This window comes from Ochrobactrum teleogrylli, from assembly GCF_006376685.1.
Classification (GTDB): domain Bacteria; phylum Pseudomonadota; class Alphaproteobacteria; order Rhizobiales; family Rhizobiaceae; genus Brucella; species Brucella teleogrylli.
The window spans coordinates 1-21,393 of record NZ_VEWL01000024.1; the positions used below are offsets into that span (position 1 = coordinate 1).

Sequence of the window (21,393 nt, forward strand, 5' to 3'; positions counted from 1 at the left end):
AAAGCTGGTTCCTTATGAATCACCGAAACTCCGCGGAGGGAAGCCCTAAATAATCAATCTGCCAAAGTAGTGCTAGAATGTAGACTCATAAACTGATGCACCAGATGCGGGACAGCGATGAGTTTGATTGCAGCGAGGAAATTGGCGGGGTTTTTATCATAACGTGTGGCGATACCACGATAGTGTTTGATGCGGTTAAAGAAGCGCTCGACCTGATTTCTCTGGCGATACACCCATGGTGAGAACGCGAAGACGCCCTTGCGGTTGGATTTGGGAGGAATATTGGCCCATACTTTGTAGCCTGCTGCTGTCTTGCGGATGGCATCGGTGTCGTAAGCTTTGTCGGCAAGCAGCGTGCTGCCTTCTTTGATACAAGCCATGAGACCTTCAGCCCGAGAGCAGTCAGCAACCTGGCCACCCGTCAGGCAAAGATTGATCGGACGGCCTTCTGCATCAACAATTGCGTGGATTTTGCTTGTGAGGCCGCCACGGGAACGTCCCATGCAACCATCGTCAGCATCCCCTTTTTTCCAGTGGCTCCATGTTGGTGAACACGAACACAGGTGCTATCGATCATCACGATATCGCCGTCATGGGCCTCTGAGACAGCTTCCAGAAGCCGATCCCAGACACCGGCACGACGCCAGCGAACAAACCGGTTGTAACAGGTCGTTGCAATACCATAGCGTTCAGGGATTTCTGACCATGACGAGCCGGTGCGGAAGCGCCACAGAATGCCATTGAGCACCATGCGATCATCAACTCGGGGCACGCCACGTGGTTTGCACGGCAACAGCGGCGCAATAATCGACCATTCCCGTTCTGTGAGTTCATAGCGGCGACGTGACATCAAAGACCTCCAAATCCGAGGCCTTTGAATCACTAATCTATTCAAATAGCTAGCATATTTATGAGTGCACGGCCTAATGGTAGCAACAACTCTGATGGGAAATAATGGTAGCGCAAGCTCATACCGAAGCAAATGTCATTCTATAATGAGCCGCGTAGAAAAGTTGAAGGCGGAGCCCTATGGTCCCGCCCTCCTGTTCAATCAGATAATGCCCAGAGCATCCATGGCTTCTGCCACCCGCACAAAACCGGCGACATTGGCACCGAGGACATAATCGCCCGGCGTGCCATATTCCTCGGCGGTTTCCGCACAAAGATCGTGGATATTGCGCATGATTTCAGCCAGACGCGCTTCCGTCTGCTCGAAGGTCCAGCTATCGCGCGATGCGTTCTGCTGCATTTCAAGCGCCGAAGTCGCCACACCGCCCGCATTGGCAGCCTTGCCGGGCGCGAAGAGAACTTTCGCATCCTGGAAAATCTTCACCGCTTCAGGCGTGGAGGGCATGTTAGCGCCTTCACCGACAGCGATAACGCCATTCTTCACAAGCGTCTTGGCATCCTTGCCGGTCAACTCGTTCTGCGTTGCCGACGGCATGGCCACATCGCAGGGAACATCCCAGATCGAGCCGCCCTCAATGTAATGGACGGACTGGCCCTTCTGGCGTGCATATTCGGAAATACGTTCGCGACGCACTTCCTTGATTTCCTTGACGAGATCAAGATCGATACCGTTCTCGTCAACGATATAACCATTGGAATCGGAGCAGGCGACCACTTTGCCGCCAAACTCGATCACCTTTTCCATTGTGTAGATGGCAACATTGCCCGAACCGGAAACCACAACGCGCTTGCCATCGAAATCCTGCTTGCGGGCCTGGAGCATGCGCTGCACGAAATAGGTCGCCCCATAACCGGTTGCTTCCTTGCGCGCCCTGGAACCGCCGTAGAACAGCGCCTTGCCGGTCAATACGCCAGCTTCATAGCGATTGGTCAGTCGCTTGTACTGACCGAACATATAGCCGATCTCGCGCCCACCAACGCCGATGTCACCCGCTGGAACGTCCACATATTCGCCGATATGACGATGAAGTTCGGTCATGAAGGACTGGCAGAAGCGCATGATTTCAGCGTCGGAACGGCCACGCGGGTTGAAATCCGAGCCGCCCTTGCCGCCACCAATCGGCATGCCGGTCAGCGCATTTTTAAACGTCTGTTCGAAGCCGAGGAACTTGATGATGCCGACATTGACCGAAGGATGGAAGCGAATCCCGCCCTTGTAAGGTCCAAGCGCCGAATTGAACTGCACGCGGAAACCGCGATTGATCTGTACGCGACCCTGATCATCAACCCACGGCACGCGGAAAATAATCTGCCGTTCCGGCTCGCAAATGCGTTCGATCAGGGCATTGTCGGCATAATATGGTCGTTTCGCAATGACGCGCCCAACACTTTCCAAAACCTCTCGCACGGCCTGGTGAAATTCAATTTCACCCGCGTTGCGATGGAGGACATCTTCGAGAATGGGCTCGAGCTTTTCATGGACGTTGACCAAAATTTCATCTCCAGAGTCGGTATGTAATCTCATAATGATCACTCTCTAGAATAATTTTTGATCAATTTGAATAAGTATTAAGCATTAATTGTGCGCGAAAAGCAGGGGCAACCTACTTTTCAGACACCAAGCGCCTGAAATGACGCTACAGAAAAAGATCCGACATACAAAAATGCAATGTTATCGAGCATTTGCGTAAAAAATAGCCAACTGAAAGTTACCAGTGCAATCATTTCAAGTGTACGACTGGATCGTTTCGACCATGCCTTGGAGGCGCGGTTTATGGCAACCGCGCCTTGAGTCCTTTACGGGGCACAACGCCTACTGTTCTGAAAACTCCAGAATTGTGCCGCTGGCGTTCTCGGGCAAAACGGCCACGCCTGCCTCCGTTGACGCAAAGGACACGCCATGTGCGGTCAGTGCAGCACGCGCTTTATCCAGTGATCTCACGCGAATGCGCAAGGTTGCAAAAGCACTGGCAGGCGTTTTGTCCAAATCGACATTCGGGTAAAGCGACGACGCTTTCTCGCGATCCAGAACCAGTAGATCGGCCGAGTTCGGCCCGGTCAGAACCTTCCATCCGCCATCGTGCTCAACCGCTTTCCCGGCCTTGAAAAGACGGGCAAAACCTTTAGCAGACGTTTCAGGATCGGCAGCAATGATGACGATAGCCGAGAGACCGATAGCACCATTTTCATGTTCGATCAGTTCCGGCAGCCAGACCGTTTCGCGCGTCTTATGCTGACACATGAAAACCATGCCCTGCGGAACTTCGCTGTCGGCAAAAGAGACTGTTTCAAACGCTGCGACGCCCTCGCCGCCGCCCGGCAGCTGCACCGGGCGCTGGAATGCGCCAACTTCGCCCGTCGCTATATCGAGTGTTGCTAGCTCCGCCTTTGCCTCGCGTGCATTGTCGATCCGGCAAGCGATGGCATGCAGTCCCTCACCTTGCGCCGCAAGTTTCTGACGCTGGTGCAGATTGCCCGGGGTTTCGGCAACAATGCCCAGAAGCTCGAAATAATCTTCCGGAAACATGATCGTGTAATTGCCGGTGCCTTTTTCCTTGCTGTGCAGTCCGCGCGGGCTCAGCGTGAATCCGAAGCGACGGTATTGCTCGGCACTTTTCTCCAGATCATTAACCAGCAGAAAAACGTGGTCGACGCCTTTTACCGGGTGAGACATGTGGAGTTTCCTTTTTTGATAAAATCAGATGCTAGTGGATTGAGGCTTATTTCTTTGTCGGCGCCAGCACAATCTCATGAATTGTGACCTTCGGATTCATACTGGCGACATAGAGCGCGGTTTCGGCCATATCCTCCGGCTGAATGACGTCATCCATGCGCGCGAGATCGAAACCCGGACGGCGCGCCAAAAGCGGCGTCGCCACCTCACCGGGACAAAGCACCGTGGACCGAATACCGTTTTGTCCCTCTTGCGCGTTCAGGCTCGCACTCAGATCGTTGAGCGCGTGTTTGGAGGCGCCATAGGGCACGCCGCCAGCGGGCGACGAAAAACGCCCCGCCCAGGAAGATGTATGGATCATCAGACCCCCGCCCTGCGCCCGCATTGGCGCCAGCGCGGCTGCAATCACGTTGATCGCGCCCTTGATATTGATGTCGATGACATCATCCCATGAATCGAAATCGATATCCGACCAGCTGCGGCGCGGAATATTAAGCCCAGCATTATTGCAGACGACATCGAGACGACCGGCCCATTCGACAATCGCATCAGAGGCATCTGTCATCGCCTTGCGGTCGAGCACATCAGCCGGGAATATCCGGGCCTCGCCGCCTGCAGAAGTAATTTCATCCGCGATGATGGCCAGCGCTTCCGCCTTCCGGCCTGTCAGGGCCACCGGCCAACCCTCGCTTGCGAAACGGCGTGCCATTGCAGCGCCGATGCCCGATCCGGCGCCGGTGACCCAAACTGCTCCGGGCTTGGTTTTGCCCGCATTTTCACTCTGTTCAGGCGAAATCTGGCTCATCAACAAACTCCAAGATAGAAAATCGACATTTATTAACGCATGGTTATCGAGAAATTATACTAATTTTATCGCACAAATTAGTTTATCTTGACAAAATCATGGCGGATTCTAGCATAACGGTGCTTGCATAAGGAAAAGGCCATTGAACGCTGCTTTAAAGAGCAGTTTCAGGGGCTTGAACAATATCGGGACGTGCGGGAAAAGAGGCCGGAAAGCCCTCCTCAACGTCCTTCAGGGGAACATAGAATGCATATCAGAAAAGCTGGCCTTGGCCTGTTTCTCGCAGCCTTTTCACTTGCCACGGCGTCGTCCAACGCTGAAGAAGTGAAGCGCGGCGGTACGGTCATTGTCCATATGAATACCGAGCAGGGCGTACTCAACCCTGCGCTGCGCGCCTCGACCGGCGTATACCAGATCACCGGTCGCATCATGGAGCCGCTGATCGACCGTACCTATGAGGGCTATGTGCCGGTTCTGGCAACGAGCTGGTCTTCATCGGAAGACGGCAAGGCCATCACCTTCAAGCTGCGCGAAAATGTGCGCTGGCACGACGGCCAGCCATTCACCTGCGATGACGTTTCGTTCAGCGCAATGAACCTCTGGAAGAAGCTGCTTAACTATTCGACCACGCTTCAGGCCAATCTCGAAGCTGTCGACTGCACCGATCCGCATACCGCCGTGTTCCGTTATTCCAAGCCGATGCCGCTGGAATTGCTGGTCGCCGCGATGCCGGATCTCGGTCATCCGGTGCCGAAGCATCTTTATGAAGGCACCGACATTCTGAAGAACAAGTACAATTCCGCGCCGGTCGGCACGGGTCCGTTCAAGTTCGTCGAATATGAGCGCGGCCAGCACATCATCGCCGAGCGCAATGATGATTACTGGCGCGGTAAGGAATATCCTTACCTCGACCGCATCATCTGGCGCTTCATGCCGGACAAGGCAGCGGCAGCGGCAGCGCTTGAGGCTGGCGAAATGATGGAAACCGCTTTCAACGGCATTTCCATGTCGGACACCGAGCGCCTCCAGAAGGATGGTCGCTTCGACACAGGCACCAAGGGTTTCGAGAACAACGTCGCCCACTCGACCATCGAGTTCAACCTGCGCAACCCGATCCTTGCCAATCTGAAGGTTCGTCAGGCGATCTATCACGCGCTCGACATCGACTTTGCAATCAAGACGATCATGCGCGGCTACGCCAAGCCGGGTCGCGGTCCGATCCCGAGCGCTGGCGGTGCAAATTATACCGATCAGGTCCAGACCTATCCATATGACGTGGAAAAGGCCAAGAAGCTGCTCGACGAGGCTGGGTATCCCGTCAAAGAAAACGGCGTCCGCTTCAAGCTGCGTCACCGTCCGGCACCATGGGGCGAGTATACGCAACTCTGGGCTGAATATTATGCGCAAGCCATGAAGGAAGTCGGCATCGACGTTGAAATCCTCACCAATGACGCACCGGGCTTCCTGAACGGCGTCTATCGCGATCACGATTTCGACACGGCAAGCGGCTGGCACCAGTTCCGTTCCGATCCGGCTGTTTCCACCACCGTCTGGCTGCGCTCCGGCGCTCCGGTCGGCACGGCATGGTCCAACCAGTTCGACTATAAGTCTGACGAAATGGACAGCCTGATCGACAAGGCCGCAAGCGAGCTCGACCCGGCCAAGCGCGCCGATCTCTATCACCAGATCCAGCAGCTTGAGATGAAAGACCTGCCGGTCATCTTCGCCATCGAACATCCGTTCGTCGGCGTGACCAACAAGGTTCTCAAAAACCACCACAACACGCCACGGTGGGATTCTTCAAGCTGGTACGATCTCTGGATCGACCAATAAGCAATGCCAACCGCTGCCGGTCACCCGGCAGCGGTTCACCAGTTTTAGAATGCTGACTATGAATATCTTGCAGGATAATCCGCAATGTCCCTGCCCCCAATCCTGACCTTTGCGCTGCGCCGCATCTTGCAGGCGGTTCCCGTCATCCTTCTCATCATGATCGGGGCGTTTCTGCTCATCAAGCTTGCGCCTGGCGACACGGTTGACGCGCTTGTCGGTGATATGGGCGGTGCAGACCCTCAATTCGTCGCCAATCTGCGCACGGAATACGGTCTGGACCAACCAGTCTGGGTGCAGCTGTGGATTTACATGACCAAGCTGGCTCGGTTCGATTTCGGCTGGTCCTATGTCTATGAACTGCCCGTGTTGGACGTGCTGATGGCGCGGCTCGTGCCGACGCTCCTGCTGATGATTTCTTCGCTTTCCGTAGCGTTCATTTTCGGCATCACGCTTGGTGCCTTTGCTGCGCGCAAGGCTTATTCGCTGACCGACAATGTCATCTCGACGCTCGGTCTTGTCTTCTACGCCATGCCGAGCTTCTTTCTCAGCCTCATCCTGATGTTCATCTTTTCCGTCAAGCTGGGCTGGCTGCCCGTTGGCGGTTACAAGACGCTGGGCGGTTTTTACACTGGCTGGAAGAATGTCTGGGATATTGCCGTACACCTCGTCATGCCGACGACGGCGCTTTCGCTGATCTATCTTGCCTTCTACATGCGCCTGATGCGCACGAGCGTGCTGGAAGTCGCCGACCTCGATTATGTCCGCACCGCCCGCGCCAAAGGCGCCAGCGGCGCAAGGCTGATGTTCCATCACATCATGCGCAACGCTTTTCTACCCGTCGTGACACTGCTCGGTCTTCAGTTTTCCACCGTGCTCGGCGGCTCGGTTGTGATCGAAACGATCTTCTCGCTGCCCGGCCTTGGCCAGCTAGCCTATACTTCCGTGATCAAGCGCGACCTCAACACGCTGATGGGTATCATCTTTCTCTGCTCGGTGCTGGTGGTGATCGTCAATTTCATCACTGATCTCATCTATGCGCGGCTTGATTCCAGGATCGAACTGTCATGACATCCCAGGACCTTTCCCTCACCCGCCCACAGGTCTCCCGCACGAAAGTTCTGTGGCAGCGCTTCAGCCGCAACCGCGCTGCCGTGCTGGGCCTTGTTCTTTTCATCGCCGTGGTTCTGATTGCCCTGTTGGCCGATGTCATTGCGCCCGGCGACCCGCTGCGCCGTGCGGGCGATCCGCTTGTCTGGCCATTCCTCAATGCGGCAACGCCGCTTGGCACCGATCAGCTCGGGCGTGACATTATGGCTGGCATTTTCCACGGTGCACGCATCTCGTTGCTGATCGGCGTCGTCGCAACCTTGATCTCGATCATCATCGGCATCGTCATCGGTGCACTCGCCGGCTACTATGGCGGCTGGGTGGATGATGTGCTGATGCGCATCACCGAAGCCTTTCAAACCGTGCCGAGCTTCGTGCTGCTTCTGGCTCTGGTGGCAATCTTTGGCTCGTCCATCGAGAATATCATAATCTGTATCGGCATCGTCTCATGGACCGCGCCTGCACGCATGGTGCGCGCCGAATTTCTGGCGTTGCGCCAGCGCGAATTCATCGACGCGGCGCGCAATCTGGGTGTCGGCAATATGTCGATCATCTTCCGCGAAATACTGCCAAACGCTTTGCCGCCGGTGATCGTGTTCGCATCTGTCGTTATGGCCACGTCCATCCTGATGGAAAGCGCGCTCGCCTTCCTCGGTCTCGGTGATCCGAATTATGCCAGCTGGGGCAACATGATCGGCCAGGGCCGCGCCGTGCTCCGCACCGACTGGTTCTGCTCGGTCATTCCCGGCATCGCCATTCTGCTCACCGTTCTTTCCTTCAGTCTGCTCGGCGAAGGCCTGAACGACGCGCTTAATCCGAGGCAGAAGAAATAATGACCGCCGCACCCGTTCTCGAAATCAGCAACCTGCAAATCGCGCTGCCAAAGGGCGCCGACCGTCCTTTTGCCTTGCAGGACCTGACACTGACCATCAATCCCGGTGAAATCGTCTGCCTTGTTGGCGAAAGCGGTTCCGGCAAATCGCTTTCGGCAGGCGCGATCATGCGCCTTTTGCCGGAACCGCATGTGCGCGTGACGCATGGCACGATCAAGCTTGAAGGCACTGACCTTTATTCGCTCAGCGAAGCTGACATGAAAAAGCTGCGCGGCGACCGCATCGGAATGATCTTTCAGGAGCCGATGACAGCGCTCAACCCGCAGAAAACAGTCGGCTGGCAGATCGATGAAGTGCTGCGTCTGCACACCAAACTGGGCCGCAAGGAACGCCGTGCCGCCGTGCTGGGCATGCTGGCAGAGGTGAAAATTCCCGATCCGGAATCCGCTTATAACGCCTATCCGCATCAGATTTCCGGTGGACAGCGCCAGCGCGTCATGATCGCCATGGCGCTGATCCTGAAGCCCCGTCTCATCATTGCCGACGAACCGACTACAGCACTCGACGTGACCACGCAGGCGCAAATTCTGAAGCTGATCCGCGATCTGCAAAGCGAGCATGACACGGGCATTCTCTTCATCACGCATGATTTTGGCGTGGTGGCAGAAATCGCCGACCGCGTCGCCGTGTTACGGCTCGGCGAACTGGTCGAACAAGGCCCTGCAAATGAGGTGCTAAACCATCCCCAGCATGCTTACACGAAAGCGCTGATCGCATCGGTTCCCGCGCTCACCCCGCCCGAACCGAAGCCGTCAGTTGAAGCCCAACCGATTATTCTCAAGGCAAGCGCTTTACGCAAAACCTTCAAGGCGCGTGGCGGATTGCTAACCGGCAAACGCAGTGCCGTGCCCGCCGTAAAGGACCTTTCGTTCGAATTGCGCCAAGGCGAAACGCTGGGCGTCGTCGGCGAAAGCGGGTCGGGCAAGACGACCGTTTCGCGCATCGTCACGCGCCTGCTGGAAGCAGACAGCGGCACGGTCGATGTGAACGGCAAGGATTTTCTGAGCGCAAGCCCGCGTGAAGTGCGCGCCATGCGGAAGGATATCCAGATGGTCTTTCAGGACCCGATGGCCTCGCTCAATCCGCGCCGCCGTGTCGTGGACCTCATCGCACAAGGCCCTATTGTCCACGGTGTACCGAAGGCTGAGGCGCACGCAAAGGCCCGCGAACTTCTGGAACTGGTCGAGCTTTCGCCTGCCGCCGCCGACCGTTTTCCGCATGAGTTTTCGGGCGGGCAGCGCCAGCGCATCGGCATTGCCCGTGCACTCGCTTTGGAGCCGCGCATCATTGTCGCCGACGAGCCCGTCTCCGCGCTCGACGTCTCGGTGCAGGCGCAGGTTCTGCGGCTTCTGGCCGATCTGCGTGAAAGTCTGAACCTGTCGCTGCTTTTCGTGACGCATGATTTGCGCGTCGCAGCCCAGCTTTGCGACCGCATCATCGTGATGTCCAAGGGCGAGATTGCCGAAACCGGCCCGACGGCTGAAGTCTTCGCCAATCCGCGCCACGAATATACACAGCGTCTGCTTGCCTCGATCCCCGGCAAGAACTGGACGCCACCTCGTTTTGAGAATGCGTGACGTCATGCAAAAAGTAGAATTCCCACCCTCCATCTGGGCCGCTACTGCGCCTCCCCGCACAGCTGCAAAGCCGTTGACCAGTGACGCGGAAGCCGATGTTGTTATTGTCGGCGGCGGTTTTACGGGCCTGTCGGCAGCACTTCATCTGGCAAAGCGGGGTAAGCGCGTTATCCTGCTGGAAGGCAATGCGGTCGGCTGGGGTGCTTCGGGTCGCAACAATGGTCAGGTCATCCCGACGATGACGTCCGCCGAGCCGGACGCCATCGCCAAACGCTATGGCGCTGCGGGCGAACGCTTTGCAAGACTGATCGGCAATAGTGCTGATATTCTGTTTTCAATCGTGCGTGATGAAAATATCGAGGCCGAAGCCGAACAAAAAGGCTGGTTCCAGCCTGCCCATTCGCCGGGTCGGGTAAAGCTTTCGCAAATGCGTGTCGAGGCGTGGAAGCGGTTCGGCTTTCCGGCGGAATTTCTTGACCGATCCGCGACATCGCAACTGATCGGCAGCGATTTCTGGTATGGCGGCATGTTCAACCCCACCGGCGGCCATATCAATCCGCTGGCCTTCGCGCGCGGTCTTGCCGCTGCTGCGGAGCGCCATGGCGCAATCATTCACGAGCAAAGCCCGGTTACATCCTATCGGCAGGTGGGCGATCATTGGGAAGTGCGTACCGACAACGCCGCAGTTCGCGCCAAAGGCTTTCTGCTCGCGACCAATGCCTATACGGGGGAACTTCGCGAAAGGCTTGCCCCGCGCCTCGCCCGCACGATCGTGCCAGTACTCTCATGGCAGATGGCGACGGCACCCGTCAGCGACAATCTGCGCGCGACAATTCTGCCCGGACGGCAGGCGGTTTCCGACACACGCGGCGACCTGCGCTTCTTCCGCTACGATGCGCGCAACCGGCTGATCACCGGCGGCATTGTGATGGGTGACTACGATGTCGCCGAGCGCGTAAAGCGCAAGACTGCGCGCGGCATGGCGGAAGCTTTTCCCGCCCTCGGGGAACCGGAAATCACCCATGTGTGGAGCGGCTTTATCGGCATGACGTGGGATCGTTTCCCACGCGTTCATCAGCTTGGCACCAATGGCTGGGCTTGGATCGGCTGCAACGGACGTGGCGTCGCGCTAGGCACATCACTTGGTCGCGAATTCGCGCGTGCGCTCGATGGAGAACCGGTGCGGGAGCTTGCGCTGCCCGTTTCAGAGCCCGCGCCATTGCCTTTTCACAAAGTCGCGCGGAAAATCGCGCCTTTCTATCTCGCTTGGCTTCGGCGCAAGGATCTCACCGAACCCAATCTCTAAATCAGCTTATTCATGTGAAAGGTCAGGTCCATGAATCAAATGCCAATTCTCGAACGCCGCCGCATTGAGGCGATGGTCATCAAGAACATCTATGATGTACTGCGTGAACGCGCCGGTGAAGAACAAGCGCAAGCCGTGGTCGGCGAAGCAGTCAGCCGTTCAGCAATTGAACAGGGCAAAAGCTTTGCCGAAGAACTGGGCCGCACGCCTACCTTGCAGGATTTTGCCGACATCCAGCCGCTGTGGACGAAGGAAAACGCGCTGGAAATCGACGTGATTTCGCAGGGCGAAAACCATTTCGATTTCAATGTCACGCGCTGCCGTTATTCGGAAATGTACCGCGAGATGGGCCTTGGCCATATCGGGCATCTGCTTTCCTGCAATCGCGATGGCGATTTTTGCATCGGCTATAATCCCGCAATGAAGCTGGAACGCACGCAGACCATCATGAAGGGCGCGAGCCACTGCGATTTTCGCTATCGCCTCGACGCCACCGAAGAAAATACGAAGGGGGCCTGATATGCCGGTTGAAAACTGGACGTCGAACCAGCTGGATGAACTCGTCGCGTTTCGTCGTGACCTGCACGAAAACCCGGAGTTGCTTTACGATGTAAACCGGACAGCAGACAAGGTTGCCGATGCACTGCGTGCGGCTGGCGTCGATGAGGTCGCAACCGGCATCGGGCGCACTGGCGTTGTCGGCGTCATTCGCGGTCAGAACAACAACTCTGGCCGTGCCATTGCCTTGCGCGCGGACATGGATGCGCTGCCGATCCTGGAAGAAACCGGCGCGGAATGGTCTTCGAAAGTGCCGGGCAAAATGCACGCCTGCGGTCATGACGGCCACACGACGATGCTTCTCGGTGCGGCCCGCGAACTGGCACAAAGTCGCGCTTTCGACGGCACGGTTATCGTGATCTTCCAGCCTGCCGAAGAAGGCGGCGCTGGCGCCAAGGCGATGATCGATGACGGCCTATTCAAGCGCTGGCCGGTCAACGAAGTTTATGGCATGCACAACCGTCCAAACCTTGCGGTCGGGCATTTCACCATCAATTCCGGCCCGATCATGGGATCAGTCGACGTTCTCGACATCACCATCGAGGGCGTTGGCGGACATGCGGCCTCACCGCATCAGACCATCGACCCAATCCCGGTGACAGCCGCTCTCATTCAGGCAATCCAGACCCTGACAGCGCGCACCATCGATCCGCTGGATTCTGCCGTGATTTCGATCACGACTATTCAGGGTGGCGATGCGTTCAACGTCATTCCTCAGAAAATCCGGTTGACCGGCACGGTTCGCACACTTCGCGAGGACGTGCGTAATCACATCGAGGAAAAACTGACCCGTGCAGTGCAGGGCATTGCCGATGCATTCGGAGCCAAGGCAACACTCGACTATCAGCGCAACTATCCCGTGACCGTCAATCACGAGCACGAAACCGAACTTGCGGCCATTGCTGCCGAAGCCGTCTCTGGCGCTGAGCGTGTCACGCGCGACATGCCGGCCACACTTGGCGGCGAAGACTTCGCGTTCATGCTAAACGAAGTTCCGGGCGCGATGATCAATATCGGCAACGGCCCAAGCGCCAATCTCCATCACCCCAAATATGATTTCAACGACGATGTCATTGCCTGGGGTTGCTCTTATTGGACAACTTTGGTGCGTCACCGTTTGCCAGTTTGACGTCATAGAATGCGGTGAGGCAGCATAATGCCTCACCGCAAAGTTTTAAGCGGCACTTTTCTCAGGAAGCTGTGGCGAGATCGGAAAAAGCCAGTCATAAGCGATATTGAAAACAAAGGCATAAGCCAGATAGAAAAGCACGATCACCACGTCCATCATCAGCGCGGCGATGATCGAAATGCCCAGATACCAGGCAATAAAAGGTATCAGCAGCACAATCAGACCCGCTTCGAACAAGATGGCATGTGCAACGCGGATGGGCATAGTTTTATGCACCGTTCCCCTCAGTCGCAGCGAAGCCCGATCAAATCCAAGATTGAAAAGAAAATTCCAGATAGTCGCGGTAGTGGCGGATATGACGCCGATGACACCCATCGCATCCACCGGCTTGTCAAAAAGAATCGCCGAACATGGAATGAAGATTGCCAGTCCAATAATTTCAAACATCGCCGCATGGCGAACACGATCTGCAAAACTACGCACTTATTTATTCCTTGATATTGGTGTGCCCTTTCTATCTATTATTATGGATTTTAAAAGTTAGATACTATCTGGATTTGCGATAGATGAATGTCGAGCTGGACCAACTGGAAGCATTTGTTGCCGCCGCTGAACACGGATCGTTTTCGGCTGCGGCCCGCCATCTGCGCAAAGCGCAGTCAGCCGTCAGCGTGTTGATCTCCTCCCTTGAAGACGATCTTAACGTCAAACTTTTCAGCAGAGCGACGCGCAGTCCGGCACTGACCGAAGCAGGCGCGAGGCTGTTGCCCGAAGCGCGTCTGATGCTGGATCGGCGTGAACATCTCATTTCAGTCGCACGAAACTTCGATGAGCATGTCGAGTCCCGCCTTGTGGTTGCTCTGGATGAACTCTATCCCGAACCGGCGGTCGCCGCCCTTTTCGCCGCGTTTGCGAAGCACTATCCCCATGTCGAACTCGAATTGCAGTTTCCGCATTCATCCGTGATCGCCGGGCTGCTTAAAAACGGCAAGGTTGATCTTGGCGTCATGTGGCGGCTGGATCAGATACAGCCCGAACTCGGGTTCCAGACCATTGGCTGGGTGCCGCTTGTGCTTGTCTGCGGGAAAAACCATCCCCTTGCGAGCAGCCCCGTGAATTGGGAAGACCTGCGGACGCACCGGCAGATCATGGTTCGCAAACGCAGTGACGAGGACGAAAAACACAGGCTTCGGGTGGCCGCCGAGGTCTGGTGGGTGGAAAGCCACTGGGTCATTCTGCAAATTTTGAAACAAGGCATCGGTTGGGCTTATATCCCGGAACATATATTGCGGGATTCACCATTGGCGGATGAACTTGTCATCCCAAAACTGCAATTCGACGGAGGCGCCCATCCCGTGGCGCTCGAACTGGTCTGGAACAAGCTCCGCCCGCACGGACCCGCCGCCAAATGGCTGAGACAGCAATTTGCCTCAAACAAGTTTTGATCCGGTCAAACGCGCCGCACAAAAGCCGCGACGAGGCACTATTATTTTTTAACAGGAAACTGAAAATTGACGCCCGCAAATATCTGCCATTTCGGCGCGCCGTCGCCTTGATGCCAAACCGTATATTGAGGCTCGATAAACGCATTCATGGTAATGCCTTTATCAAGCTCGAAAACTTTACCGATACCCAAACCGACCGGAATATACCCTTCATTGTCCTCAAGATTGAAGTTCTATGTTGCAGTCGAGCGAAGATACCAGCCATCCTTCAGATTGTAATTGATGGTCGGCTCGGCGGTTGCCAAACTTACCCTATCCCGGTCGCCATGCCCTGCGAAAGATGTTTGATAGGTCACCAGGCCGCCCAAAAGACCCCAACTTTGCGGCACAACGATTACGCCCGACGCCCCGACCTGCCATTTTCCGCTGCCAAGTGCGTCATCCGTCGCGGTTGGGATAACCAATATCGGCCCCGCACCGAATGTGACGTCTCCATGCTTGGGGAGAATGAAAATGTCCATCAGCGTCAGATCGCCCAATCGCGTCACATATCCGTCGGGAAACTCCGGCGCTGTGGCGATGGGTAGCGTATACCGTAACAATTGCGGCAAACCGGCTATCTCCGCTGGCACCAGTCCACGCAGGAGAAACTGATTGGATCGCCGACCGGATAATCCATATATTCCGGCACATAATAGTTATGGAAGTTGACGGTAATCTTCGGTGTCAGGGGATTATTGGCGTCGTTTACCGACTGATGCTCTTGCGCTGCAACCCCATTCATCAAAACGAAGGACAACAGCAGTCCAAGACCTGTACGCGTGAAGATCGGCATCGCAAGTTTCCCCATTTCATATCGAAAAGGGTATCTTAAACGCACGGAAAATGAAGTTTGTTACAGTAACAAACAGCACATTTTCTGTGTGTGTAGCGAACTACGTTTTGCTAGGTTTCGATCAGAGCGGACATACGCACCAGATCGGCCACCGATCCTGCCTGCATCTTCTGCATGACATGCGCACGACGCACCTTCACGGTGATTTCCTTCACCTCGAGTTGAGCGGCTATCTGCTTGTTCAATAGACCTTGGACAACGAGCGTGAACACATCGCGTTCGCCCGCTGTCAGGCTCAGCCAACGGTCGTGAATCTCAGAACGCGCTTGTTCGTTCTGCAAACGTTTCCTATCGCCGTCGATGGCCCGATAGACAGCATCCAACAGATCGTGATCACGAAATGGCTTCGGCAGAAAATCGACAGCTCCGTTTCTGATCGCATTGACGCCCATGGTGATATCGCCGTGACCGGTAATGAAGATAACCGGAATGCGAATACCGAGACTTGTCATCTGGGCGAAAAAATCCGTACCTGTCTGCTCCGGCATTCGCACATCAAGTATCATGCAGGACGGGCCGGACTGGCGTTCGAAATCAAGGAAACTCCGCACAGATTCAAAGCTGATCACCTTCATATCGATGGAAGCAAATAAATCTTCCAAGGCGCGCCGAACCGAGAGATCGTCATCGATAATGTAAACGACCGCTGCGTTCTCGTGTGTAGCCGTCATTGCTCGCCCATCCTGACCGCTGGCACTTCCAGCAGAAACGTCACGCCATTCGACCCGGCACCCAATGCACCTTGGGCATCGGTCCAGATACGACCACCATTGGCCTCTATGATAGTGCGGCTGATCGTCAGCCCCAACCCGAAGCCGCCGTCTTTCGTGGTCCAGAACGCATCGAAAAGGCGTTCTCGCGTTGCATTCGTGAGACCTGATCCCGTATCAGCTATCGAAAACCGCAAGCTGGCATTTACGCCGAAATGGGATTTTATCAGGAGAAACCGATCGTCCCTATCCGTCCCCGCCATTGCTTCAATGGCATTGAGGATCAGGTTGCCGATGACCTGCTGTATTTGCACCCGATCTGCCCAAGCGGACGGTAGATCGTTCGCCAAGTCAAGTTGAAGGCGTATCCCATTCCGGTAAAGCTCTGCTGCGGCCAGATCGGCCATTTCACGGATGGCCATGTTGAAATCAAAGCGCCCGATCTTTGGCTTTTCGCCTTTGGACAAGCGGCGAACACGATCAAGGATTTCACTCGCACGATGAGAATCCGCAGATATCCGCTCAAACGTTGATAGAGCACGCGCCACGTTTGGCGGAGTTTGTGACAGCCAACGGTGGCCGGCGCCCGCACTGGTTTCGATTGCAACCAGTGGCTGGCTGACTTCATGGGTAATGGAGCCGGTCAGCTGACCAAGTGTGGTCAGTCGTGCAAGTCGCAACAAGCGTTCCCGCGTCTCGTGGGCTTCTGCTTCCGCATCGACCAGTTTCAGGCCCAGATATGCTGTGCACGCGATGGCCACAATGCTGATCAATGTGTTGATGAAACCAACATTATAAGAGCCCGAGCGCGTCAGGCCGAAGCTTACAACAGTCAAGACGATGCAGCCAGCGGCGACACCAATCACTGTGCGGTGCGAGAACAATCTGGCCGAAACCAGCACGATAGCTGTATAGAAAACAGCGGCGGCTATCGCGTAATCGGTGACTGTGTCGAATACGAAAATGGCGGCGCAGAAAATCGCTAGTACCAGAGATGCCGCAATGTCCTGCGGAGACATGCGGTGAAGGCCTTTCATTCGCATCTAGCGCTCCTCTCTGGTGTTAAGTTTGAAGCTTCATTTGAACCTTATAGCTCCAATCCTTTGGTTTGATCTACCATGATACTTCGCAAGATCCGGCATGCGTTCAAGCCACACAGTCGTTTCTATGAAAAAGTGACCAGCAGCATAGCTGCTGGCCACTTCCTTCGATGTGACGCTGCGAGGCACCGACAGCGTCACATCAGAACCACTGACCAAAGCGACGAATGTAGAAACTCTTCATGCCTTGGGCGACAACACAGTAGGCGAACAGCGTTGCGAGCAGCCATGGGAAGTAAGCCCAGGGTAGCGGTTGCAAGCCGACCATAGTTCCAAGCGGCGAGAATGGAATGTAGATGCCAAGCGCCATGATCAAACCGGTCATCAGCATCACGGGCAAAGCGGCAGTGCTTTGGATGAACGGTATTTTCTGCGTGCGCAGCATATGCACCACAAGCGTCTGCGACAGCAGGCCCTCAATGAACCAGCCCGACTGGAACAGTGACTGCATGTCCGGCGTGTTCGCCGCAAAGACATACCACATCAACGCGAAAGTCGTGATGTCGAAGATCGATGACGTCGGCCCTACCCAAATCATGAAACGACCGATGTTCCGGGCGTCCCATTTCCGGGGTTTTGCCAGAAACTCTTTGTCCATGCGATCCCATGGCAGGGAAAGCTGGGAAATGTCGTACATCAGATTCTGGATCAGCAAATGAATTGCCAGCATCGGCAAGAACGGTATGAAAGCGCTCGCCACAAGGACCGAAAACACATTGCCGAAATTCGAGCTGGCGGTCATATTCAGATATTTGATGATATTACCAAAGGTTTCACGACCTTTGATAACACCCTCTTCCAGCACCATCAGACTCTTTTCGAGAAGGATAATATCGGCAGATTCCTTCGCAATATCAGTGCCACTATCAACCGAAATACCCACATCCGCATCGCGCAATGCTGGGGCATCGTTGATACCATCGCCAAGAAACCCAACCGTATGACCATTTGCCTGCAACGCTCTGAGAACCCGTGATTTTTGCAATGGCGTGAGCTTTGCAAAAACTGTGGCTTCCTCAACCGTCGCGCGCAATTTTTCGTCGCTCATCTTCTCGATTTCGCGACCAAGAATTGGCGTACCCGGCTCCAGTCCAACTTCCCGGCAGATCTTTGTAGTGACGACATCATTGTCACCGGTGAGAACTTTGACGACAACACCGTGTTCGGCCAAGGCAGCAATGGCCGGACGTGCGGTTTCCTTCGGGGGGTCGAGGAAGGTGAGGAAGCCCTGCACCACCAGTTCTTTCTCATCCGGAATATCATAGCGCGCCACGGCGGAGGACGGCTCAATCTCTCGTGTTGCAACCAAGAGGACACGGAAACCATCACGATTATAATCGCGTGCCAGTTCGACAAGCGCTTTGCGGCGCGCATCATCCAGCGGTTTGATCTCATCACCCTCGCGCATTGAGTTTGAGATCGCCAGCATCTCTTCCACTGCGCCTTTACAGACCAACAGATGCTCGCCACCAAAGCCTTCAACCACAACCGACAAACGGCGACGAACGAAATCGAACGGCAGTTCATCCACTTTTTTGTAGAACCGAGCTGAAGCAGTGCTTGAAGGGCTATCTTCGGCAAAGCGAATAACGGCCTGATCCATAAGGTTCTTCACGCCGCTCTGATGGTAGCTGTTGAGCCATGCCAACCGCAATACACTTGGATCACATTGGCCGTTAACATCAAGATGGTGTTCGAGGATGATCTTGTCTTGAGTCAATGTGCCGGTCTTGTCTGTACAAAGCACATCCATAGCCCCGAAATTCTGGATGGCATTCAGACGCTTCACCACGACTTTGCGGCGCGCCATTGCGACAGCACCTTTGGCAAGGTTCGAGGAAACGATCATCGGTAACATTTCGGGTGTAAGACCAACCGCCACAGCGAGCGCAAACATGAAGGCGTCAGGCCAGTCCCCTTTGGTAAAGCCGTTGATCAGCAGGACCACCGGCACCATTACCAGCATGAAGCGGATCAGGAGCCAGCTCACGCTGTTAACACCCCGATCAAAGGCCGTTTCTGCGCGCGAACCCACGACCGCCTTCGCAAGCGAACCAAAGTAAGTGCGTGCGCCGGTTGCGACCACAACAGCAGTCGCTGTGCCGCTGACGACATTTGTGCCCATGAAGCAGACCGACGGCAGATCAAGCATGTCCATCTGATCACCGACGGTTGCTTTAGTCTCGGCAGACTTTTGAGCAACAGCGCCAAGCGTGTCATATTTTTCAACCGGTAGAGCTTCACCCGTCAGGGCCGCCTGACTGACGAACAGATCACGCGATTCAAGCAGTCGCACGTCGGCAGGGATCATATCGCCAGCTGAAAGCTTGACGATATCGCCTGCGACGAGTTCGGCCATGGGAACTTCGACCAGTTTTGCTTCCACACTTTGTGCGTTTCCGCTTCCCCGACGGCGCAACACTGTTGCAGTTGTGCGCACCATGGCCTTAAGCGCTTCCGCAGCTTTGCCGGAGCGGAATTCCTGCCAGAAACGCAGCAATGCGCTGAGGAACACCATCGTCAAGATAATCGTCACGCCGGTATATTCCGGGTCTTCGCCGTTGCGCAGCGGAAGAATGATATCCGTAACGGACGATATAGCCGCAAGCGTTACCAACACGGCGATAAACGGGTTTTTGAAGGCGAGCAGAAACTGTACCAACGCGTGCGGACGCTTTTCATGTGCTACATGATTGGGTCCGTCCTTGATCAGGCGGTGTTTCGCTTCAGTCTCAGTCAGGCCGTTGATGGTCGTCCTGAAATTTGCGAGCGTCGTATCAACGCTGTTTTGTGCCTCGCGCACCGCACGCATTGACAGTTTCCTGTCGTCCTTGCGGGCAGCGGCAGATACGGGCTGTTTCAATATGGCATTCATGTCATTATCCTCATGCCGCCACGTCCGGCACGAGCGCTGACATGCCCCCCTAAGGGTTGTGCAAAGCCATGCCGCACCGTCGAAGCGACGTCCGGTTTGTTTTCCTGTCGAGATTGTGAAAAGCCTGCCCGATTAGCGCTACCGGGGATAAACGAGCGGACCTACTGGGGTCATCGTCCATGGTCTAATTTCACTGTTTGAATGATTTCGCTTATCAATGCACCCAGGTTGACGTTCGGTTCTGCTGCCCGGCAGCAAGCAACAGGCCGAAACGTTCCAGCACCGGCAACGACCTATAGTGTGCAATCTCTTTGGGGTCTGTTGTCCAGCGACATTCCACGCGTCCGTTTTCAGGATTGACGTACCAGATCGTTGTCAGCTGGGGAGCCTTCCCGATGGCTCCGTCACGGTTCACATCGGCTTCAAACACGTGGCTATAAGTGGTTACGCTGCTGCGAGCGGTTTTGCGGCTAATGGAATGCATAGGCACACCAAAGCGCGCGCCAAAATTGGCGATTGCGGCTGCAATATTCATCTCTTACCTCATGACGCGCCACTGCGAGCGTCCGGGCAAGAGCATGAGATTAGCTCTCGTCGAACAACCCCAGTGGCGACAGCTTTCGACTACTGTCGCTTGGCATTGTGTTTTCCTGTGTTAAGGAGCTTGTTGCTCCGACGGCATCTCTTTACCAGATGCGCCTTTCGCGAGCTACGAAAATGCATGGTTTTTGCAAGGTGCATTATGGTACACGGCATATACCAAGGTATACGCGGTGTGATGCTTGAGCAGTCTGCATGCACCGCAGCCGCTGGCGTAGCTCAATTACGATGCTTTTCCAAACCGATCCGCCGATTGATCCAATCGGGCTTGATGGTGGCTTTGGACAGTTCAAGATCGGCAAATAGCTTCTCCTGTACCAACTCAGGCATTTTGCTTGAACGCGGCGATCCCGACGCTCGGCTGACATGCATCAAAACCTGCTCGCAGAAGGCCGTTTCCTCCCCATCTCCATTCAGCATGCGCATGAAAACATGCATACGCTTGTGATCGGCATTCAAGACAGACAGTTCCACGTTCAATATTTCATCGACGTGGCATTCTTTCAAATATCCGATACGGCTATCCAGGGTGTAGAGCGTAGCATTATTTGCCTCACGATAAGCAGCATCGATGCCAATTCGGTCCATATAGGCAGTAGCGGCATCCGAAAAGACGATACCATAGGCATAGTCCCCCATATGGCCGTTATAGTCGATCCAGCTTGGCGAAACGCTTGTGCGATAAATGGGTAACGTTTCGCTCATGCTCATTTCCTCCGCTCTAGCCAGGCATAGAACTCTCCGACGATACCTTTACGGAAGAGGATGACGCATGCCATGAAGATGATGCCGGTGACGATGGTTACGGGGAAGTCGGACGTTGCGAGATAGTTCTGCAAGGCGACGACGAAGGCTGCACCGACGATGGGCCCGATCAGCGTGCCGATCCCGCCAAGCAGCGTCATCAAGATGACTTCACCCGACATCTGCCAGCCGACATCGGTCAGCGTTGCAAACTGGAAGACGAGCGCCTTCAG

19 protein-coding genes and 2 pseudogenes are annotated in these 21,393 nt (G+C 55.3%); 8 read left to right on the forward strand and 13 right to left on the reverse strand.

What is annotated here, in order from left to right:
• Positions 1-88: 88 nt before the first annotated feature.
• The 4 genes and pseudogenes from FIC94_RS21645 to FIC94_RS21660 form a co-directional block, all read right to left on the reverse strand.
• Positions 89-850: pseudogene (locus FIC94_RS21645) on the reverse strand (IS5 family transposase); the annotation flags it as partial.
• A gap of 201 nt (positions 851-1,051) precedes the next feature.
• Positions 1,052-2,401 carry an NADP-specific glutamate dehydrogenase gene (gdhA, locus tag FIC94_RS21650; RefSeq protein WP_167836069.1) on the reverse strand — a complete coding sequence of 450 codons (1,350 nt, stop codon included), beginning with the start codon at positions 2,399-2,401 and terminating at the stop codon, positions 1,052-1,054.
• Positions 2,402-2,722: 321 nt separating this feature from the next.
• The gene (locus FIC94_RS21655; RefSeq protein WP_124915496.1) at positions 2,723-3,583 is read right to left on the reverse strand and encodes a VOC family protein; all 861 of its coding nucleotides are present in this window, start codon (positions 3,581-3,583) and stop codon (positions 2,723-2,725) included.
• A 46-nt stretch (positions 3,584-3,629) separates the two neighbouring features.
• Complete coding sequence (locus tag FIC94_RS21660) at positions 3,630-4,388, reverse strand: SDR family oxidoreductase (protein ID WP_124915497.1); 759 nt, start codon at positions 4,386-4,388, stop codon at positions 3,630-3,632.
• A gap of 246 nt (positions 4,389-4,634) precedes the next feature.
• On the opposite strand from FIC94_RS21660, the gene FIC94_RS21665 reads away from it, so the two are divergent.
• The 7 genes from FIC94_RS21665 (at position 4,635) to FIC94_RS21695 (ending at position 12,791) form a co-directional block, all read left to right on the forward strand.
• Positions 4,635-6,221, forward strand: coding sequence for an ABC transporter substrate-binding protein (locus tag FIC94_RS21665; RefSeq protein WP_109365940.1), 1,587 nt, complete (start codon positions 4,635-4,637; stop codon positions 6,219-6,221).
• Between the two features lie 84 nt (positions 6,222-6,305).
• Positions 6,306-7,289: an ABC transporter permease gene (locus tag FIC94_RS21670; protein WP_109365939.1), complete on the forward strand. Its 984-nt coding sequence runs from the start codon at positions 6,306-6,308 to the stop codon at positions 7,287-7,289.
• Positions 7,286-8,161: an ABC transporter permease gene (locus tag FIC94_RS21675; RefSeq protein WP_140026385.1), complete on the forward strand. Its 876-nt coding sequence runs from the start codon at positions 7,286-7,288 to the stop codon at positions 8,159-8,161. The genes FIC94_RS21670 and FIC94_RS21675 overlap by 4 nt, the downstream gene beginning before the upstream one ends.
• Complete coding sequence (locus FIC94_RS21680; protein ID WP_140026386.1) at positions 8,161-9,798, forward strand: ABC transporter ATP-binding protein; 1,638 nt, start codon at positions 8,161-8,163, stop codon at positions 9,796-9,798. Before FIC94_RS21675 ends, FIC94_RS21680 begins: the two co-directional genes overlap by 1 nt.
• A gap of 4 nt (positions 9,799-9,802) precedes the next feature.
• Positions 9,803-11,104 carry an NAD(P)/FAD-dependent oxidoreductase gene (locus tag FIC94_RS21685; RefSeq protein ID WP_140026387.1) on the forward strand — a complete coding sequence of 434 codons (1,302 nt, stop codon included), beginning with the start codon at positions 9,803-9,805 and terminating at the stop codon, positions 11,102-11,104.
• Positions 11,105-11,134: 30 nt separating this feature from the next.
• Complete coding sequence (locus FIC94_RS21690; RefSeq protein ID WP_140026388.1) at positions 11,135-11,623, forward strand: L-2-amino-thiazoline-4-carboxylic acid hydrolase; 489 nt, start codon at positions 11,135-11,137, stop codon at positions 11,621-11,623.
• 1 nt (position 11,624) lies between these two features.
• A complete protein-coding gene (locus FIC94_RS21695) occupies positions 11,625-12,791 on the forward strand; it encodes a M20 aminoacylase family protein (RefSeq protein WP_140026389.1) in 1,167 nt (388 codons plus the stop codon).
• Positions 12,792-12,836: 45 nt separating this feature from the next.
• Here FIC94_RS21695 and FIC94_RS21700 read toward each other — a convergent pair whose 3' ends face one another.
• Positions 12,837-13,274: a PACE efflux transporter gene (locus FIC94_RS21700; RefSeq protein ID WP_140026390.1), complete on the reverse strand. Its 438-nt coding sequence runs from the start codon at positions 13,272-13,274 to the stop codon at positions 12,837-12,839.
• An 83-nt stretch (positions 13,275-13,357) separates the two neighbouring features.
• On the opposite strand from FIC94_RS21700, the gene FIC94_RS21705 reads away from it, so the two are divergent.
• Positions 13,358-14,236, forward strand: a complete 879-nt coding sequence (locus FIC94_RS21705; protein ID WP_140026391.1) for a LysR family transcriptional regulator — start codon at positions 13,358-13,360, stop codon at positions 14,234-14,236.
• Between the two features lie 233 nt (positions 14,237-14,469).
• On the opposite strand, the gene FIC94_RS22855 is transcribed toward FIC94_RS21705, so the two are convergent.
• The 8 genes and pseudogenes from FIC94_RS22855 to FIC94_RS21740 all read right to left on the reverse strand — a co-directional run.
• Positions 14,470-14,868 (reverse strand): hypothetical protein, encoded by a 399-nt coding sequence (locus FIC94_RS22855; RefSeq protein WP_328592146.1) that lies wholly within the window; start codon positions 14,866-14,868, stop codon positions 14,470-14,472.
• A complete protein-coding gene (locus tag FIC94_RS22860; RefSeq protein WP_328592147.1) occupies positions 14,853-15,071 on the reverse strand; it encodes a hypothetical protein in 219 nt (72 codons plus the stop codon). Before FIC94_RS22860 ends, FIC94_RS22855 begins: the two co-directional genes overlap by 16 nt.
• A gap of 110 nt (positions 15,072-15,181) precedes the next feature.
• Positions 15,182-15,802, reverse strand: a complete 621-nt coding sequence (locus FIC94_RS21715) for a response regulator transcription factor (RefSeq protein WP_140026392.1) — start codon at positions 15,800-15,802, stop codon at positions 15,182-15,184.
• Positions 15,799-16,884 (reverse strand): sensor histidine kinase, encoded by a 1,086-nt coding sequence (locus FIC94_RS21720; protein WP_140026393.1) that lies wholly within the window; start codon positions 16,882-16,884, stop codon positions 15,799-15,801. The genes FIC94_RS21715 and FIC94_RS21720 overlap by 4 nt, the downstream gene beginning before the upstream one ends.
• Before the next feature lie 199 nt (positions 16,885-17,083).
• Positions 17,084-19,816, reverse strand: coding sequence for a magnesium-translocating P-type ATPase (gene mgtA / locus FIC94_RS21725; RefSeq protein ID WP_140026394.1), 2,733 nt, complete (start codon positions 19,814-19,816; stop codon positions 17,084-17,086).
• Between the two features lie 214 nt (positions 19,817-20,030).
• Positions 20,031-20,351, reverse strand: a complete 321-nt coding sequence (locus tag FIC94_RS21730) for a hypothetical protein (RefSeq protein ID WP_140026395.1) — start codon at positions 20,349-20,351, stop codon at positions 20,031-20,033.
• 284 nt (positions 20,352-20,635) lie between these two features.
• Positions 20,636-21,121 carry a thioesterase family protein gene (locus FIC94_RS21735; protein WP_180918110.1) on the reverse strand — a complete coding sequence of 162 codons (486 nt, stop codon included), beginning with the start codon at positions 21,119-21,121 and terminating at the stop codon, positions 20,636-20,638.
• Positions 21,122-21,123: 2 nt separating this feature from the next.
• Positions 21,124-21,393: pseudogene (locus tag FIC94_RS21740) on the reverse strand (branched-chain amino acid ABC transporter permease); the annotation flags it as partial.

Excerpts from the sequence above, each read along its gene's own strand:
- FIC94_RS21655 (WP_124915496.1), bottom strand. The coding sequence starts at position 3,583 with ATGTCTCACCCGGTAAAAGGCGTCGACCACGTTTTTCTGCTGGTTAAT.
- FIC94_RS21660 (WP_124915497.1), bottom strand. The coding sequence starts at position 4,388 with ATGAGCCAGATTTCGCCTGAACAGAGTGAAAATGCGGGCAAAACCAAG.
- FIC94_RS21665 (WP_109365940.1), top strand. The coding sequence starts at position 4,635 with ATGCATATCAGAAAAGCTGGCCTTGGCCTGTTTCTCGCAGCCTTTTCA.
- FIC94_RS21670 (WP_109365939.1), top strand. The coding sequence starts at position 6,306 with ATGTCCCTGCCCCCAATCCTGACCTTTGCGCTGCGCCGCATCTTGCAG.
- FIC94_RS21675 (WP_140026385.1), top strand. The coding sequence starts at position 7,286 with ATGACATCCCAGGACCTTTCCCTCACCCGCCCACAGGTCTCCCGCACG.
- FIC94_RS21680 (WP_140026386.1), top strand. The coding sequence starts at position 8,161 with ATGACCGCCGCACCCGTTCTCGAAATCAGCAACCTGCAAATCGCGCTG.
- FIC94_RS21685 (WP_140026387.1), top strand. The coding sequence starts at position 9,803 with ATGCAAAAAGTAGAATTCCCACCCTCCATCTGGGCCGCTACTGCGCCT.
- FIC94_RS21690 (WP_140026388.1), top strand. The coding sequence starts at position 11,135 with ATGAATCAAATGCCAATTCTCGAACGCCGCCGCATTGAGGCGATGGTC.
- FIC94_RS21695 (WP_140026389.1), top strand. The coding sequence starts at position 11,625 with ATGCCGGTTGAAAACTGGACGTCGAACCAGCTGGATGAACTCGTCGCG.
- FIC94_RS21705 (WP_140026391.1), top strand. The coding sequence starts at position 13,358 with ATGAATGTCGAGCTGGACCAACTGGAAGCATTTGTTGCCGCCGCTGAA.
- FIC94_RS22860 (WP_328592147.1), bottom strand. The coding sequence starts at position 15,071 with ATGCCGATCTTCACGCGTACAGGTCTTGGACTGCTGTTGTCCTTCGTT.
- FIC94_RS21715 (WP_140026392.1), bottom strand. The coding sequence starts at position 15,802 with ATGACGGCTACACACGAGAACGCAGCGGTCGTTTACATTATCGATGAC.
- FIC94_RS21720 (WP_140026393.1), bottom strand. The coding sequence starts at position 16,884 with ATGCGAATGAAAGGCCTTCACCGCATGTCTCCGCAGGACATTGCGGCA.
- mgtA (WP_140026394.1), bottom strand. The coding sequence starts at position 19,816 with ATGAATGCCATATTGAAACAGCCCGTATCTGCCGCTGCCCGCAAGGAC.
- FIC94_RS21730 (WP_140026395.1), bottom strand. The coding sequence starts at position 20,351 with ATGAATATTGCAGCCGCAATCGCCAATTTTGGCGCGCGCTTTGGTGTG.
- FIC94_RS21735 (WP_180918110.1), bottom strand. The coding sequence starts at position 21,121 with ATGAGCGAAACGTTACCCATTTATCGCACAAGCGTTTCGCCAAGCTGG.